Origin of the sequence: Cognaticolwellia aestuarii (assembly GCF_002000025.1) — a bacterium.
GTDB lineage: Bacteria > Pseudomonadota > Gammaproteobacteria > Enterobacterales > Alteromonadaceae > Cognaticolwellia > Cognaticolwellia aestuarii.
In genome coordinates this window covers 322,567-337,877 of sequence record NZ_MUZV01000005.1, presented here as the reverse complement: position 1 = coordinate 337,877, position 15,311 = coordinate 322,567, and the positions used below count along the sequence as shown (strand labels likewise).

At 38.4% G+C, this 15,311-nt stretch carries 11 protein-coding genes; 8 read left to right on the top strand and 3 right to left on the bottom strand.

Annotated features, from left to right (window positions below; translation table 11 throughout):
- Positions 1-135: 135 nt before the first annotated feature.
- The 7 genes from pgi (at position 136) to galE (ending at position 10,090) form a co-directional block, all read left to right on the top strand.
- The gene (gene pgi / locus B0169_RS10085; RefSeq protein ID WP_077285843.1) at positions 136-1,782 is read left to right on the top strand and encodes a glucose-6-phosphate isomerase; all 1,647 of its coding nucleotides are present in this window, start codon (positions 136-138) and stop codon (positions 1,780-1,782) included.
- 144 nt (positions 1,783-1,926) lie between these two features.
- Positions 1,927-2,826 carry a sulfate adenylyltransferase subunit CysD gene (gene cysD, locus B0169_RS10080; RefSeq protein ID WP_077285842.1) on the top strand — a complete coding sequence of 300 codons (900 nt, stop codon included), beginning with the start codon at positions 1,927-1,929 and terminating at the stop codon, positions 2,824-2,826.
- A gap of 69 nt (positions 2,827-2,895) precedes the next feature.
- Positions 2,896-4,299, top strand: a complete 1,404-nt coding sequence (gene cysN / locus B0169_RS10075; RefSeq protein WP_077285841.1) for a sulfate adenylyltransferase subunit CysN — start codon at positions 2,896-2,898, stop codon at positions 4,297-4,299.
- Between the two features lie 228 nt (positions 4,300-4,527).
- Positions 4,528-6,255, top strand: coding sequence for an SLC13 family permease (locus B0169_RS10070; RefSeq protein WP_077285840.1), 1,728 nt, complete (start codon positions 4,528-4,530; stop codon positions 6,253-6,255).
- Between the two features lie 369 nt (positions 6,256-6,624).
- Complete coding sequence (gene cysC / locus B0169_RS10065) at positions 6,625-7,248, top strand: adenylyl-sulfate kinase (RefSeq protein ID WP_077285839.1); 624 nt, start codon at positions 6,625-6,627, stop codon at positions 7,246-7,248.
- Positions 7,249-8,042: 794 nt separating this feature from the next.
- Positions 8,043-9,002 (top strand): acetyltransferase, encoded by a 960-nt coding sequence (locus tag B0169_RS10060; protein WP_077285838.1) that lies wholly within the window; start codon positions 8,043-8,045, stop codon positions 9,000-9,002.
- 77 nt (positions 9,003-9,079) lie between these two features.
- Positions 9,080-10,090, top strand: coding sequence for a UDP-glucose 4-epimerase GalE (galE, locus tag B0169_RS10055; protein ID WP_077285837.1), 1,011 nt, complete (start codon positions 9,080-9,082; stop codon positions 10,088-10,090).
- A gap of 105 nt (positions 10,091-10,195) precedes the next feature.
- On the opposite strand, the gene B0169_RS10050 is transcribed toward galE, so the two are convergent.
- Positions 10,196-11,416 (bottom strand): EAL and HDOD domain-containing protein, encoded by a 1,221-nt coding sequence (locus B0169_RS10050; protein WP_077285836.1) that lies wholly within the window; start codon positions 11,414-11,416, stop codon positions 10,196-10,198.
- A 539-nt stretch (positions 11,417-11,955) separates the two neighbouring features.
- Here B0169_RS10050 and putP point away from each other — a divergent pair.
- Positions 11,956-13,440 (top strand): sodium/proline symporter PutP, encoded by a 1,485-nt coding sequence (gene putP, locus B0169_RS10045; protein ID WP_077285835.1) that lies wholly within the window; start codon positions 11,956-11,958, stop codon positions 13,438-13,440.
- A 384-nt stretch (positions 13,441-13,824) separates the two neighbouring features.
- Here the strand turns inward: putP and B0169_RS10040 are convergent, their stop codons facing one another.
- The gene (locus B0169_RS10040; protein WP_077285834.1) at positions 13,825-14,538 is read right to left on the bottom strand and encodes a DUF3379 family protein; all 714 of its coding nucleotides are present in this window, start codon (positions 14,536-14,538) and stop codon (positions 13,825-13,827) included.
- The gene (locus B0169_RS10035; protein WP_235838539.1) at positions 14,531-15,046 is read right to left on the bottom strand and encodes a sigma-70 family RNA polymerase sigma factor; all 516 of its coding nucleotides are present in this window, start codon (positions 15,044-15,046) and stop codon (positions 14,531-14,533) included. Before B0169_RS10035 ends, B0169_RS10040 begins: the two co-directional genes overlap by 8 nt.
- Between the last annotated feature and the right edge of the window lie 265 nt (positions 15,047-15,311).

The following is a 15,311-nucleotide window of genomic DNA, read 5'->3' as shown; positions in this document are numbered from 1 at the left end:
AACTTAAAGCTAAGAACTCAGCTGTAAGCTATCAGTTTTAAGCTTTCAGAAAAGCCAAACACCTAATCATGAGTGTGGTACTTGTTTTACTGACAGCTGATAGCTTTAAACTTATAACTTTTTTCAGAGATTTATATGGACGTAGCAAATTTATCACAATTTACTGAGCAGGCTTTAGCTCGGAGTATTTTTTCACTGTTCTCAGATAATGAACGAAGTGACAACTATTCAGTTTCTGCAGCGGGTTTATTCCTTGATTATGCCAAGCAAAATATTGTTAACGATGAATTTGAGCTGTTACTAACTCTTGCTGAAAAAGCTAAGCTTGCTGATAAAATATCTGCGCAATTCTCTGGCGTACAATTAAATAACACCGAACAGCGTGCTGTGCTGCATACGGTTTTACGTGCGCCTGATGCGGTTAAAAAATCGGTGCTAGGCACTGTAGCGCAAGAAGTTATCGATACTGAAAGCAAAATGGCGAAGATTGTAGATGATGTACAATCAGGTCATATTCGTTCAGTAACTGGCGAGAAGTTTACTGATATTTTGGCTATTGGTATTGGTGGTTCATATTACGGTGTTAAAGTCGCGCTTTCTGCGTTGGTGCCTTATCATCAGCCGGGTTTAAAAGCCCATGTATTAGCCAATGTTGATGGTGACGCTGCGCAAGAAAAATTTGCAAAACTTAATGCTAATACCACACTGGTTGTTGTAATTTCTAAAACTTTTACTACCCAAGAAACACTGCTAAACGCCACTATTGTAAAAGAATGGATGCTTAAAGCTGGTGCTGAAAATAACCTTTCATCTTGCGATATTATTGCCCAGCATTGGTATGCCGTGAGTACTAATGTTGCTGCTGCTACCGCTTTTGGTATTAAAGCTGAAAACATTTTGCCGATGTGGGATTGGGTTGGTGGTCGCTTTTCGTTATGGTCAGCGGTGGGTTTACCGCTTGCGCTCGTGATTGGTAATCAACACTTTAATGATTTGAAAACAGGTGCTTTTGAAATGGATCAGCATTTTCAACAAGCACCGTTTGCGCAAAATATGCCAGTGATTATGGCATTATTAGGCATTTGGAATCGTAACGGTTTGGGTTACCCAAGTTTAGCCATTTTACCTTACAACCATGCCCTGAGAGCCTTGCCGGGCTACTTACAGCAAACTGATATGGAAAGTAATGGTAAGTCGGTTGATAATAATGGCAACACGCTTAATTACTTAACCGCGCCGGTAGTGTTTGGCCAGGAAGGCACTAACGGGCAACACGCTTTTATGCAATTAATGCATCAAAGTGCTGATATTATTCCCACTGATTTTATTTTGTCATTGGCTCCTACCAGTGAGCATTTAGCGAATCACGATGCGTTGGTGGCTAATTGTTTTGCTCAAAGTGAAGCATTAATGCAAGGTAAAACGTTAGCTCAAGCTGAAGAAGAGCTGCGTTTATCAGGTGCAGATGATATAGAAGTTAACAGGCTCGCCAAGCATAAAACCATGAAAGGTAACACGCCTAGTAATACGTTGTTAATGCAGCAACTTGATCCTAAATCACTAGGAGCGCTATTGGCGCTTTATGAGCATAAAATATTTGTTCAAGGTGTGATATGGCAAGTAAATTCTTATGATCAGTGGGGCGTTGAGTTAGGCAAGCAATTAGGTAAAGAAGTACTAAATGTTATGGCTAAGCCGATGGCCGATATTGATAGTACAACACTCTCTGCTTCCTCATTAGCACTGATCCGTCGCTATAAACATAATTTAGGTAATTGCTAAATTAATCTCAATAGCACTTTAGTTACGCTGTATTTTTAGCTTTATATCATTTTGGTATAAACAAGCTTTTACTTATATGGATAATGCTTGGTCGCTGTGGCATGATATTGCTCATTATTATGTCAACACCTTTAGTGAACAGCGATGCCTTTAACACATTTACAAAAGCTTGAAGCCGAATCTATCCATATTATGCGTGAAGTTGCCGCAGAGTTTGATAATCCTGTAATGCTTTACTCTGTAGGTAAAGATTCTGCAGTGTTATTACACCTGGCGCGTAAAGCTTTTGCGCCTGGAAAAATCCCTTTTCCATTACTTCATGTTGATACCAACTGGAAATTCAAAGAGATGATCGCTTTTCGTGATCAAATGGCAAAAGACCATGGCTTTGATTTACTTGTGCATAAAAATCCTGAAGGTATGGCGATGAATATCAGCCCATTTGAGCATGGTAGTGCCAAACATACCGATATTATGAAAACACAAGGTTTAAAGCAGGCGTTAGACCATTACGGTTTTGACGCAGCTTTTGGTGGCGCACGTCGTGATGAAGAAAAGTCACGTGCAAAAGAGCGTGTGTATTCATTCCGTGATAAAAACCATCGCTGGGATCCTAAAAGCCAACGTCCAGAGCTATGGAACGTATACAATGGTAAAGTGAATAAAGGTGAAAGTATTCGCGTTTTCCCATTATCAAACTGGACCGAGCTTGATATTTGGCAATATATTTATTTAGAGAGTATTCCAATTGTTCCGTTATATTTAGCGGAAAAACGTCCTGTAGTTGAGCGCGATGGCACATTAATTATGGTTGATGATGATCGCATGCCAATTGGTGACGATGAAGAAATACAAATGAAAAGTGTGCGTTTTAGAACTTTAGGTTGTTATCCATTAACCGGCGCTGTTGAGTCAACAGCGACGACTTTACCTGAAATTATTCAAGAAATGCTATTAACCAAAACCTCCGAACGACAAGGGCGTGTGATTGATCACGACTCTGCTGGCTCGATGGAGAAAAAGAAAATGGAAGGTTATTTTTAAAGCCAAAGTTTTCAATTGAAAGTTTACAAATTAATAGCAGTATTAAAGAAATAAATTCTAGGAAAAATTATGACGACAACAGATTTGCTTGAAACTGACATTGAGTCTTACCTAAAGCAGCATGAAAATAAAGAAATGGTGCGTTTTTTTACTTGTGGCAGTGTTGATGACGGTAAAAGTACTTTAATTGGTCGCTTATTGCATGATTCTAAAATGATCTTTGAAGATCAATTAGCGGCGATTGAAAACGATAGTAAAAAATCAGGCACTACTGGTGAAGCGGTTGATTTAGCTTTGTTAGTTGATGGCTTACAGTCTGAGCGTGAACAGGGTATTACCATTGATGTAGCCTATCGTTATTTTGCTACAGATAAACGTAAGTTTATTATTGCCGACACGCCAGGCCATGAGCAATACACTCGCAATATGGCAACAGGTGCATCGAATTGTGATCTTGCTATTATTTTGATTGATGCTCGCCATGGCGTACAAGTGCAAACCCGTCGCCATTCTTTTATTTGTTCTTTACTCGGCATTAAGCATGTATTAGTGGCGGTGAACAAAATGGATTTGGTTGATTACAGCCAAGATCGTTATCAAGAAATTAAAAAAGAATATCGTAAATTTGCTGATGATTTAGCATTTGACGATGTACGTTTTGTGCCTATTTCAGCGCTTAATGGCGATAATGTTGTTGAAGAAAGTGTCAACATGCCTTGGTATCCTGGCGCGACAATGATGAAGCTGCTTAATACCATTAAAGTTGATGATCAAAAAGGTTTCACGCAGTTTAGATTACAAGTGCAATATGTTAATCGCCCTAATTTAGACTTTAGAGGTTTTGCTGGTACGGTTGGCTCTGGTCATATTCGTGTTGGTGATGAAGTGGTTGCCTTGCCATCTGGCAAAGAAAGCGTTGTAAAATCAATTGTTACCTTTGAAGGTGATATTGAACGAGCCGATCAAGGCATGGCGATTACACTGACATTAGAAGATGAGATCGATATCAGTCGCGGTGAAATGATTGTTAAGAAAGGCCATTTACCGTCATCAGCGAAAGAGCTAAGTGCAACCGTAGTTTGGATGCATGAAGACGAGCTTGAACCCGGTCGTGAATATTACATTAAACAAGGCAGTAAACTCACTACTGGTCATGCCTTGAGCATTAGTCATCGTATTGATGTAAATACTTTAGAAGAATCTAAGGTTGACCAATTAGCGTTAAATGAAATTGGTGTGGTGAACTTTGAAGTTGCTGAAACATTGCATTTTGATGCATACAACGACAACAAAGCTACTGGCGCATTTATCATTATTGATAGACTGAGCAATATCACGGTTGGTGCTGGTATGATCAACGGTGCATTAGCAGCACAGCAAGCGCATGAATATTCTGATTTTGAAAAAGAGTTGAATACTTTAGTGCGTAAACACTTCCCGCATTGGGGCGCTCGTGATTTGTTAAAGCTATAACCATAGGAATAGCTGTCGGTTAAGAGCAGTTTAAAGTTATTAGCTATCAGTTAAGAGCTGTCAGCTTTCAGTTAAAATCAAGAGACTAGTTCGGAGCTTGTTTTTGATTTTTCTGACAGCTTAAAACTGAAAGCTTACCGCTATAAGTTTTGTGTTTTACTGACAGCTTAAAACTGAAAGCTTATAGCTATCTGTTAAGAGCTTACAGCTGTTTTTTAGGTTGATATTATGTTGTTTATGCAGTGGTTATTTGTATTGATATTTGTATCAACACTTGTCGCGCTAGTTCGCTTTCCCAGTATTCCTGAGCGGGTATTTGGTAGTGCTACGCTCGCGTGTTTAGCCACATCTTTTGTTTCTTCGGATGACATTTTACATAACGCGGTAAACCCTGGTTTAGTGACCTTATTGTTATTAGTGCTATGTTCATTTGCTTATGAGCGTACCAGTATCTTAAGACGGATATCCGCTTTGCTACTCAGTGGTAATGAGAAGTCTGCCAGCACTAAAACCTTGTTGTTTACTGCATTCAGTTCAGCAGTAATAAGTAATACCGCGGTGGTTGCAACACTTATTTCTACGGTGAAAAAAAATACCCTGGTTAATCCTGCTAAGCTGCTTTTACCATTATCATTTGCGGCAATATTAGGCGGCACATTGACGTTAATTGGTACTTCAACCAATCTTATTGTTAACTCTTTGTGGCTTAAACAAGGGCAAGAGAGCTTTGGCTTTTTTGACTTTAGTTTGGTAGGACTTGTTGCGTTAATCGTGTGTTTAGTGGTTATTCTGGTGAGACAAAATACCCTTAAGGATATGAAAACAGATGACTTACAAGTTAAAGAGTACTTGGTAGAGGCTAGGGTAAGCGAGCAGTCTAAACTTATTGGTAAAAGTATTGAAGACAACGGTTTACGAAATTTAGACACGTTATTCCTTGTGGAACTAGTACGCTCTGGCCGCCTGATTTCTCCTGTTGCACCCGATGAAGTGATTCAGCAGCATGATAGATTAATTTTCAGTGGCGACATCAGTAAAGTGTTAGTTTTACAACAGTTTGATGGTTTAAGTTTATTTGCTGAAAAAAATGGCTTATTACGTGAGAACTTAACTGAAGTTTTAATTAAACCCGACTCTGCTATTGTTGGTAAAACGCTAAAAACTGCTGGTTTTCGCGCCCGTTTTGATGCTGCTGTTGTGGCTATTCGCCGCGAAGGTATGGCATTGTCAGGAAAGTTAGGTGAAATAAAAATTCAACCGGGTGACTTTCTGGTTTTAGCTGTTGGTAATGATTTCTCTGCCCGTACTAACTTAACGAAAAATTTCTATATACTTTCTGGCCATAAACCAGACAGCATGCTTTCAGGCTGGCGTGACTCGCTAGCTATATTTGGCTTTGTGATCGCGATTGCCTTAACGTTATTTAGCTCGATAAGTTTATTAACTAGTTTAATGTTTTACATCGCGGTGTTGATTTTAACGGGATGTTTAACGGTTAATGAGATTAAGCGTCGTTTCCCGATTGAAATTTGGTTGATTGTTCTCGGCGCTTTAACTTTAGCGCAGGCTTTTGAAAACAGTGGCGTTGCTGCTGTTTTTGCCGGTGAAATTGAGCAGGTATTAGCCGGGCAAAGTGCGATTATCGCCTTAGTGGTGATTTTCTTTATTACTTTGTTGCTGACCGAAGTTGTCACAAATAGCGCTGCTGCAGCCTTAATTTTCCCTATTGCTTACAATATAGCAATCGGCTTAGGCGTAGATCCTATGCCATTAGTGATGGCGGTAGCATTTGGTGCTAGCGGTAGCTTTATTAGCCCGTATGGCTACCAAACCAATATTATGGTGTTTAATGCTGGCAATTATAAAATATCAGATTTTGTTAAGTTCGGTTGGCCGATAACTTTCGCATACAGCGTAGTAGTATTAACGATGATACCCTTGGTTTATAAGTTTTAAACCTACTATAAGCTATAAGTTTTAAGCTGTCAGATGTCAGTTAACACAAGTAAGAGATAGTTTTGAGCTGTCAGCTATCAGTAAAAGCAAAGACTAGTTGGGAGTTTGTTTTGTGTTTTAATGAAAGCTTCGAACTGAGAGCTATGTTGTTAGCTATAAGTATTGAGCTGTCAGCTGTCAGTAAAAGATTGAAGGGATAGCTGTCAGTTTTGAGCTATCAGCTTTCAGTTAAAACAAGTGCCATACTGATGGTTTGTCTTTTGTTTTTACTGAAAGCTTAAAACTATTACTTTTGTTTTACTGAAAGCTTAAAACTGACAGCTTACAGCTATGTTTTAGCTATAATGTCTTTTTTATTTTAGGAATTTTATGAAAACTGAAAATACTGTTTGGCATGAGCAGCATATTGATAAACAACAGCGTGCTGAATTAAAGCAGCAAAAGCCATGTTTACTTTGGTATACCGGCCTTAGTGGTTCTGGCAAATCAACGATTGCAAATGCTGTTGATGCGATGTTATTTGAACGTAGCTGTCATAGCTACTTGCTTGATGGCGATAATGTCCGTCATGGCTTAAATGGTGATTTAGGCTTTAGTGATGAAGACCGTGTTGAGAACATTCGTCGAATTAGTGAAGTAGCAAAATTATTTGTAGATGCTGGTTTAATTGTTTCTACCGCGTTTATATCGCCATTTCGCGCTGATAGGGCATTAGCTGCAAGTAAATTAGCATCAACCGAGTTTATCGAAGTATTTATTGATACCCCAATTGAAATCTGCGAGCAACGTGATCCAAAAGGCTTATATAAGCTCGCTAGAGCGGGTGAGATTAAAGACTTTACCGGTATTGATTCTGCTTATGAAGCGCCTAAAAAAGCACAAATTCATATTAATACTGATGGCAAAAGTGTCGAGCAGTGTGCGCAACAGGTTGTTGATTACTTGGCAGAACACGGAATTATAGCTAAGAGCAAAGCTGTAAGCTTTCAGTAAAACCGAAAAAATAGCTGTAAGCTGTCAGTTTTGAGCTATCAGTAAAAGCAAAACCAAGCGCCTCACCAAGAGTGTGGCGCTTGGTGATAACTGACAGCTGACAGCTTTAAACTTAAAACTAAGTACTTAGCTGTAAGCTGTCAGTTTTGAGCTATCAGTAAAAGCAAAACCAAGCGTCTAACCAAGAGTGTGGTGTTTGGTTTTACTTGTTTTAGCTGATAGCTGACAGCTTTCAACTTTAAACTAAGAACTTAGCTGTAAGCTTTCAGTTTTGAGCTATCAGTAAAAGCAAAACCAAGCGCCTAACCAAGAGTGTGGTGTTTGGTTTTACTTGTTTTAACTGATAGCTTCAAACTAAGAACTTAGCTGTAAGCTGTCAGTTTTGAGCTTTCAGTAAAAACAGAACCAAGCGCCTAACCAATAGTGTGGTGTTTGGTTTTACTTGTTTTAACTGATAGCTGACAGCTTTAAACTTAAAACTAAGAACTTAGCTGTAAGCTTTCAGTTTTGAGCTATCAGTAAAAGCAAAACCAAGCGCCTAACCAAGAGTGTGGTGTTTGGTTTTACTTGTTTTAACTGACAGCTGACAGCTTTTAACTTAAAACTAAGAACTTAGCTGTAAGCTGTCAGTTTTGAGCTTTCAGTAAAAGCAAAACCAAGCGCCTAACCAAGAGTGTGGTGTTTGGTTTTACTTGTTTTAACTGACAGCTTCAAACTGATAGCTATCTTTTACTGACAGTTTCAAACTGATAGCTTTCTTTTACTGACAGCTAATAATTTATTTAGGATTTTTCATGCATTTTGATGTTTTTAATGGCGATGCCGACGGTATTATTGCGCTTTTACAGTTACGACTGGCTGATCCAAAACCTTCTACTTTAATCACCGGTGTTAAACGTGATATCGAGTTATTACAGCAAGTTGACATTAATAAAGCGACTTCGGTAACTGTGCTGGATATATCAATGGAGAAAAATCATCAAGCGCTGACAAACATACTCAATAATGACGTTGAGGTTTTTTATGTTGATCACCATCGCGCGGGTACTATCCCAAAGTCAAAACAGCTAAAAGCAATTATTGATACCGATGCTAATACTTGTACAAGTTTACTGGTTAATCAGTATTTAGCAGATCGCTTTGTTTTGTGGGCAATTGTTGCCGCATTTGGTGATAATATGAATCAGGCTGCTGAACAGTTGTCAGCGCAACAAGGCTTAGCGCTCAATGAGCAGGCAAAGCTTAAAGCCTTAGGTACTTATATCAATTACAATGGCTATGGGCGCTCAGTTGATGATTTGCACTTCGCACCAGCGCAGCTGTTTGAAAAGCTACTTAGTTACCCTAATCCATTTACGTTAATCGCTGAGCCTAACTCAATTTTCAGCCAGCTTGAACAAGCCTATAATGCTGATATGCATCAAGCCAGTAACGCCGAGATATTACACGATAGTAATGTACTGCAAATTATTGAGCTCGAAAATGCCCCTTGGTCAAGACGAGTGAGTGGTGTTTTTGGTAATGAATTAGCAAATAGAGCGCCCTACAAAGCGCATGCAGTGTTAACGTTAAATGCTGATAATAGCTATTTAGTTAGCCTGCGAGCACCTTTGAATAATAAGCAAGGTGCTGGCGATCTCTGCGTGCAATTTGAGACCGGTGGTGGCAGGGCTGCAGCGGCAGGTATAAATCAACTTCCGCCAGAAAAACTTGGCAACTTCATCGAGATAGTGTCAAAATATTATCAAGAATAATTTACCTATTTTTTCACTGTGTGCTGCATCTGAGAATAAGGTAAATTAGGTTTTTTAATATTTATAAGGATTTTTAGATGAGTTTGTTGATCACTGGCGGTACCGGGTTTATTGGTAGCCACACTGTTGTAGAATTATTGGCTTTAGATAAAGATATTATTATTGTCGACAACCTCGCAAACTCTTCCACTTTAGTACTCGATCGAATAAAACAAATTACCGGCAAAACAGTTACCTTTATTGAAGCTGATATTTGTGATCGAGTTGCGATGCAACAAGTATTCTCCGAACATGACATTGAGGCTGTAGTGCACTTCGCTGGGCTAAAAGCGGTTGGTGAGTCAAGTACTATGCCGCTAAGTTACTACCATAACAATGTTTCTGGCTCAGTCACTCTGTTACAAGTGATGGCTGAACATGGTGTAAAAAACTTAGTCTTTAGCTCATCGGCTACCGTTTATGGTGAAAACAATCCGTCACCGCTTGACGAAACTATGCCTACTTCTGCGACCAATCCTTATGGTCAAACTAAATTGATGATCGAAAATATACTGTTTGATTTAGCAAAAAGTGATGACGAATGGTCTATCGCTTGTTTGCGTTATTTCAATCCCATTGGTGCGCATGAGTCTGGCTTAATTGGCGAAAATCCTAATGGTATTCCTAATAACTTGCTGCCTTATGTTTCGCAGGTAGCTGTTGGCCGCTTAGCACAGCTACAGGTGTTTGGTGATGATTATCCTACAAGCGATGGTACTGGGGTGAGAGACTATATTCATGTTGTTGATTTAGCCCAAGGCCATGTTAAAGCACTAGAAAAACTCCATGAAATTAAAGGCTGTGTACCGATTAACTTAGGTACTGGTAATGGCACGTCAGTGTTAGAAATTGTTAATACCTTCAAAGAAATTTCAGGCCAAGATATTCCTTTTAAAATAGTGCCACGTCGTGCCGGAGATATTGCAACGGTTTTTGCTGATGCGAAAGTGGCCAATAAGCTATTAAACTGGCATGCAAAGCGTGACTTAGCCACTATGATAGCTGATACATGGCGCTGGCAATCACAAAATCCAAATGGCTTTGAATAACTCTTACGCTAGTACCTGAGCTGGATTAACTGTAAAAAAGCCTAATATAATTAATATTAGGCTTTTTTTACACATTTTTTAGTTAAGTTTTATTTGAAAGTATGATTAGTTTTTAGTGCTTGATTGCTCGTCTGCCCAGGCAATTGCTTCATTGTAGCTTTTAATAACGTCAGATTTCTCTAAGCCAAGTGTTTCTATCACTGCGCTGGTTTTTGACCATTCTGCGCGCTCTATAAACTCTAAAAGCATAATAAGTGCTGCCATGGCGCCTTTACGTGTCAGTAGGGTGTCTTTTATTTCTTGCGCTAAAGGCAGTTTAGAGAGAATACTGGTTAATTCTTCGTCGACAATGGCGTCAATTAACGATAATAAACCCGTTAAAAAGGCAATAGAGTTATCTATTGGTGGCTTAACTTCGCTCGCCATTAATTCACAAAACTTTGCTCGTACCATTGCCGCGTTAATAAGTTCTGAAGGTTTATCAGGGTTAATATTTGATGCAAACATTAAGCCTAAGAAGCGCTTTAATTCTTCTGAGCCCAAGGTTACTAATGCTTGTTTGATTGTCGATATTTCATTGCGTCTTTTAAAAATAGCTGAATTGGCGTAGCGTAATAGCTTATAAGATAAGGTGACGTCACGCTCGAAAACTGAAGTAATACTTGCTAGGTCTAAGTCCTTTTTTGAAGTCTCATAAAGTAACTCTGCCATTGCCATTTGTGATGGCGATAAGCTTTTGGTCTTTACCATTTCTGGTTTGGCGAAAAAGAAACCTTGGAAAAGCTCGAAATCTAGCTCTAATGCTTGGTTGTATTCTTCATATGTTTCGACTTTTTCTGCTAATAATTTGATATGGGGAAAGTCTTGAATAGCAACTTTTACATCTTTGATCGTTGCTATGGAGGTGTCTTGCCAGTCAATTTTAATAATACTAATAAAGGGGTAAAAGTGTTGCCAAACAGGCTGATGAATATAATCATCTAACGCTATGGTATAGCCTTTCTCATGTAAGTCTTTGCAAATAGCTAATAATTTTTTGCCAGGTTTGACGGTTTCTAAAATTTCAACCACGACTTCTTCGGTTGTGAGGGTTTCGGGGTAACCCTGGGCAAGTGTTTCTAAAGTGAAATTGATGAAAGCGGGTTTATTACCGGTAAATTCACTGATACCTAGATTAAAGTTACTGGCCTCGATCATTTTGGTGGTTGCTTCGTCAGCGTCTATATCAGGAAAAATATTATCAATACTGTCACGAAACAAGAGTTCATAGGCAAAGAGTTTTTTTTCTTTATCCAATATAGGTTGCCTAGCAGCGTAGAAGTACATACAAATTCCCGATTAATCTGATTTTATAATACATAAATTTATTATTATTGTTATTATCATCTAGCAAAATTTATTTGCTAGTTACAATCTTATTTATAACACAAATAAATAGGAATACTTATGAAAAAGCATGGTTATTAGCCATTTACTCAACATAATATTCCTGTTCATGTTTAATTGATTAGCAATGTGCTTTTTTTTTTGAACAAATTAATTGCAGACAAATAGTTTATTATTCGCAACTAACGAGAGTAGAATTTTATAGTAGAGGGTGTAAAGCTTCAATTTTAGTTTTAATTTTTCTACGATTTTTGGTTAATAAAATAGCAAAAAATACTGTTTTATATCAAACGCAGCAACACTAGCGATAAAGTTCTCAGCTCTTCTTTTATGCACCCAGTGGTTAACGGGTGGTGACGAAAATTAAATTTAGTATGAAATAACGATGTTTAACAAATTTTACTTGTTCTATGCTCGTCATTAACATGTTAGGTTGCACAATAAATGAGTCTGATTAGTCTAATTTTTTTGGAGGTTAAATGGCCGTAGGAACAATGATTTCATTGGCGCTATATTTTATTGTTATGTTAGGAATAGGTATATATGCCTATAGAAAATCTACCAGTGATGTTTCTGGCTTTATGCTAGGGGGGCGTAGTTTAGGCCCAGGGGTGACAGCGCTTTCTGCTGGTGCTTCAGACATGAGTGGTTGGATGCTTATGGGGGTGCCAGGACTAATGTATACCACAGGGCTTAGTAGCGTTTGGATTTCTCTAGGCTTAGCTTTTGGTGCCTATTTAAATTACCTTATTGTTGCCCCTAGACTAAGAACCTATACAGAAGTCGCTAATGACTCGATAACCCTGCCTGATTATTTTGAAAACCGCTTTGCAGATCACACGCGCAAACTTCGTATTGCCTCTTCAATTGTTATTATCTTATTTTTTACCTTATATACGTCTTCAGGCATAGTGGCTGGTGGTAAGCTATTTGAAAGTTCATTTGGCTTAAGTTATGAAGTTGGTTTGTACATTACCGCTGGTGTGGTGGTGCTTTATACGCTGTTTGGTGGCTTTTTAGCCGTAAGCCTTACTGACTTTGTTCAGGGCTGTATTATGTTCATTGCTTTAGTTTTAGTGCCTGTTGTTGCGATTAGTGAAATTGGCGGTACTGGTGCGATGTTCGATACGATTGAACAGCTTAACCCGCAAATGTTAGATGTATTTAATAACGTTGGTATTGTTGCGATAATTTCAGCAATGGCCTGGGGATTAGGTTATTTTGGCCAGCCACATATTATTGTGAGATTTATGGCTATTCGTTCAGTAGATGATTTACCCAAAGCGCGTAGAATTGGTATGAGCTGGATGATCGTTGCGCTAATTGGTGCTATGGCAACGGGGTTTGCTGGTGCTGCTTATGTTGCTAATACAGGGATGGAATTGGGTGATGCAGAAACAATATTTATTGTGTTATCACAATTACTATTTCACCCATTAATTGCTGGTTTCTTATTAGCAGCCATACTTGCAGCGATCATGAGTACTATTTCTTCGCAGCTGTTAGTAACCTCAAGCTCATTAACAGGCGATTTTTACCAAGCGTTTTTGAATAAAGACGCCACTGAAAAGCAATTAGTTTTTGTTGGCCGCTTATCTGTTGCTTTAGTTGCGCTTGTCGCTGTTTTTCTTGCCTATGATAGAAACAGTTCAATTCTAACTCTTGTCAGTAATGCTTGGGCAGGTTTTGGTGCAGCATTTGGCCCGTTGGTTATCCTAAGTTTATACTGGAAGAAAATGAACAGTAATGGCGCATTAGCAGGTATGTTAACAGGGGCGGTAACCGTATTAATATGGATATATGCACCAATAACCATTAATGGTCAGTCTTTAAGTTCGGTGATGTATGAAATAGTACCTGGCTTTGTTATGGCCACTATTGCTATTGTTTTGGTTAGTCGCTTAACAGCCAAAGAACAACCTGAACTAGAGGTTATTTTTGATCAAGTAGCTGGAAAGCATTAACCAATGAATATGAGTTAATAAGAGGCCAATTGAAAATATAACATTGGTTGGTTTCTTCATAAACTGCACTGCATTTTGTAAAATAAAAAGCCGTTAATGGGTTCATTAACGGCTTTTTTAGTACTTTTGATTTTCTTTTTCCATGGCTTTTTTGATATTTACAGAGAGGAAGGCAGGATAAAAGCAGGAGTTTATTACTACAACAAGGGTTGAATTATTTCTCCTGTAGTTCGCTTAGTTTTCTTCTTGTGAATTTTTGTTTTTACAGGGAGAAAGGCAGGAGTTTATTACAGCAATTCGGGGTGGTAGCCTGTTTTTAAGAATTCTCCCTGTATGAAGGTTACAGGGAGAATAACTAATGCCATTGCTTTGGTATTAATTGCTCTAAATAGACCAGGTAATATTTTGCTTAACGCGGTCCTGCCATTGCTCAATGGGTTCATTTTTATCTCCAACCACAATAACATTAGAGTGATTGAAATTGAGAGAATGACCTTGTAATTCATCATTAGCAAAGTCTTTTACGAAGGTGATGTCTTCGTCATCTGGTAAAATAAAAACATTCACTGGGCTAGATTTGCCTTGAAAAACTAGATGCAAACTTTTACTGCCATCAAAACGACAATAATCAGCGAAAATGAGTGTGCCAAATGTGCTATCAAAGCTGCCTTTAAATGCTGCCATTTTTTCATTCAATGAAGCTAAACTTACCTTTGGTTGAGCACTATTTGAAAAATGAGCGGCTTCATGGTTAACATGAGCAATGGCGTAATCACCTAAATTTTTATAGGTATGAGAAAACATCATAAAGTTAACGGTTAAACCCATAACAAATGCAACAGAAGCGGCCATCGCTAAACGTACACGTGTTTTTCTTTTTTGCTGCTGATGGCTAGCCATTGTTTGGCGTAAGATTAAGTTATCGTATAAACCATCAGGTACGGGAATATTCATTGCTTGCGCAATTTTATCATCTAATGCAGAAACATCGTGTGCAAACTTTTGTTTCGCTGCGTCGTTTTTGATTGCTTCATTTGTTGCATCATCACGACTTTTTGGATCTGCTAATATGCTACGTCTAAATTGCAAATCATCCATTGTGTAGACCTCTTAATTTTGGCTCGTCGTCTACGGCCTCTTTTAATTGATTGCGAGCACGAAATAATCGTGTCATAACGGTATTTTTATTTAATGACAAAATGTTAGCGATTTCTTCACCACTGAAACCTCCAATAACCTGTAAAACTAGCGGCTCTCGGTACTCTTCAGGCATTTGTGCTATTTTTTCGCGTAACCAATAGTTTTCAATCTCTTGTTCATTACTCGTTGCTTTTACATCGGTAATTGTTGCCTCTTCATATTCGCTCATTTCAAAACGCTTACGCTCAAATCGGCGGGCATTTTCTCTGCGAAGAATGGTAATTAACCATGACTTTGCTGCCTTTTCATCTTTCAATGAGTCAAGCGCGCGCCATGCACGTAAAAATGTTTCTTGCACTAAGTCTTCAGCAATATGCTTGTCATGGCATAGCCAGTATCCATACCGATATAAATCGGCATGTAATGCTTTAACGAGTGCTTCGTATCTAACTTGTTTTGTCGCCATGTTGTAAGAGACCTGAGGCTTTGTCATTCTATTTCACACTAATGCAAATTTTTAGATATGTTAACTATAGCGTGAATTACTAATTGATAGTTAACAGAAATTATATGCAGATTTATATTTTATTGATTTGGATTGTCGACAGGGGAGATTTAATGGCTTTGTTTAATGGTTTTGTTTAATGGCTTTTTTAAGGAGATTGCAGACCAATGATGTTCGCTGAAACGGAACATCATTTTGTCTGCTTGGTTTGATTTTATTTTCTCAT

Bases quoted from the DNA above. Each gene is read 5' to 3' on its own strand.
- cysN (WP_077285841.1), top strand. From the start codon at position 2,896: ATGACGACAACAGATTTGCTTGAAACTGACATTGAGTCTTACCTAAAG.
- putP (WP_077285835.1), top strand. From the start codon at position 11,956: ATGGCCGTAGGAACAATGATTTCATTGGCGCTATATTTTATTGTTATG.
- B0169_RS10070 (WP_077285840.1), top strand. From the start codon at position 4,528: ATGTTGTTTATGCAGTGGTTATTTGTATTGATATTTGTATCAACACTT.
- B0169_RS10060 (WP_077285838.1), top strand. From the start codon at position 8,043: ATGCATTTTGATGTTTTTAATGGCGATGCCGACGGTATTATTGCGCTT.
- cysC (WP_077285839.1), top strand. From the start codon at position 6,625: ATGAAAACTGAAAATACTGTTTGGCATGAGCAGCATATTGATAAACAA.
- B0169_RS10040 (WP_077285834.1), bottom strand. From the start codon at position 14,538: ATGGATGATTTGCAATTTAGACGTAGCATATTAGCAGATCCAAAAAGT.
- B0169_RS10035 (WP_235838539.1), bottom strand. From the start codon at position 15,046: ATGGCGACAAAACAAGTTAGATACGAAGCACTCGTTAAAGCATTACAT.
- galE (WP_077285837.1), top strand. From the start codon at position 9,080: ATGAGTTTGTTGATCACTGGCGGTACCGGGTTTATTGGTAGCCACACT.
- pgi (WP_077285843.1), top strand. From the start codon at position 136: ATGGACGTAGCAAATTTATCACAATTTACTGAGCAGGCTTTAGCTCGG.
- B0169_RS10050 (WP_077285836.1), bottom strand. From the start codon at position 11,416: ATGTACTTCTACGCTGCTAGGCAACCTATATTGGATAAAGAAAAAAAA.
- cysD (WP_077285842.1), top strand. From the start codon at position 1,927: ATGCCTTTAACACATTTACAAAAGCTTGAAGCCGAATCTATCCATATT.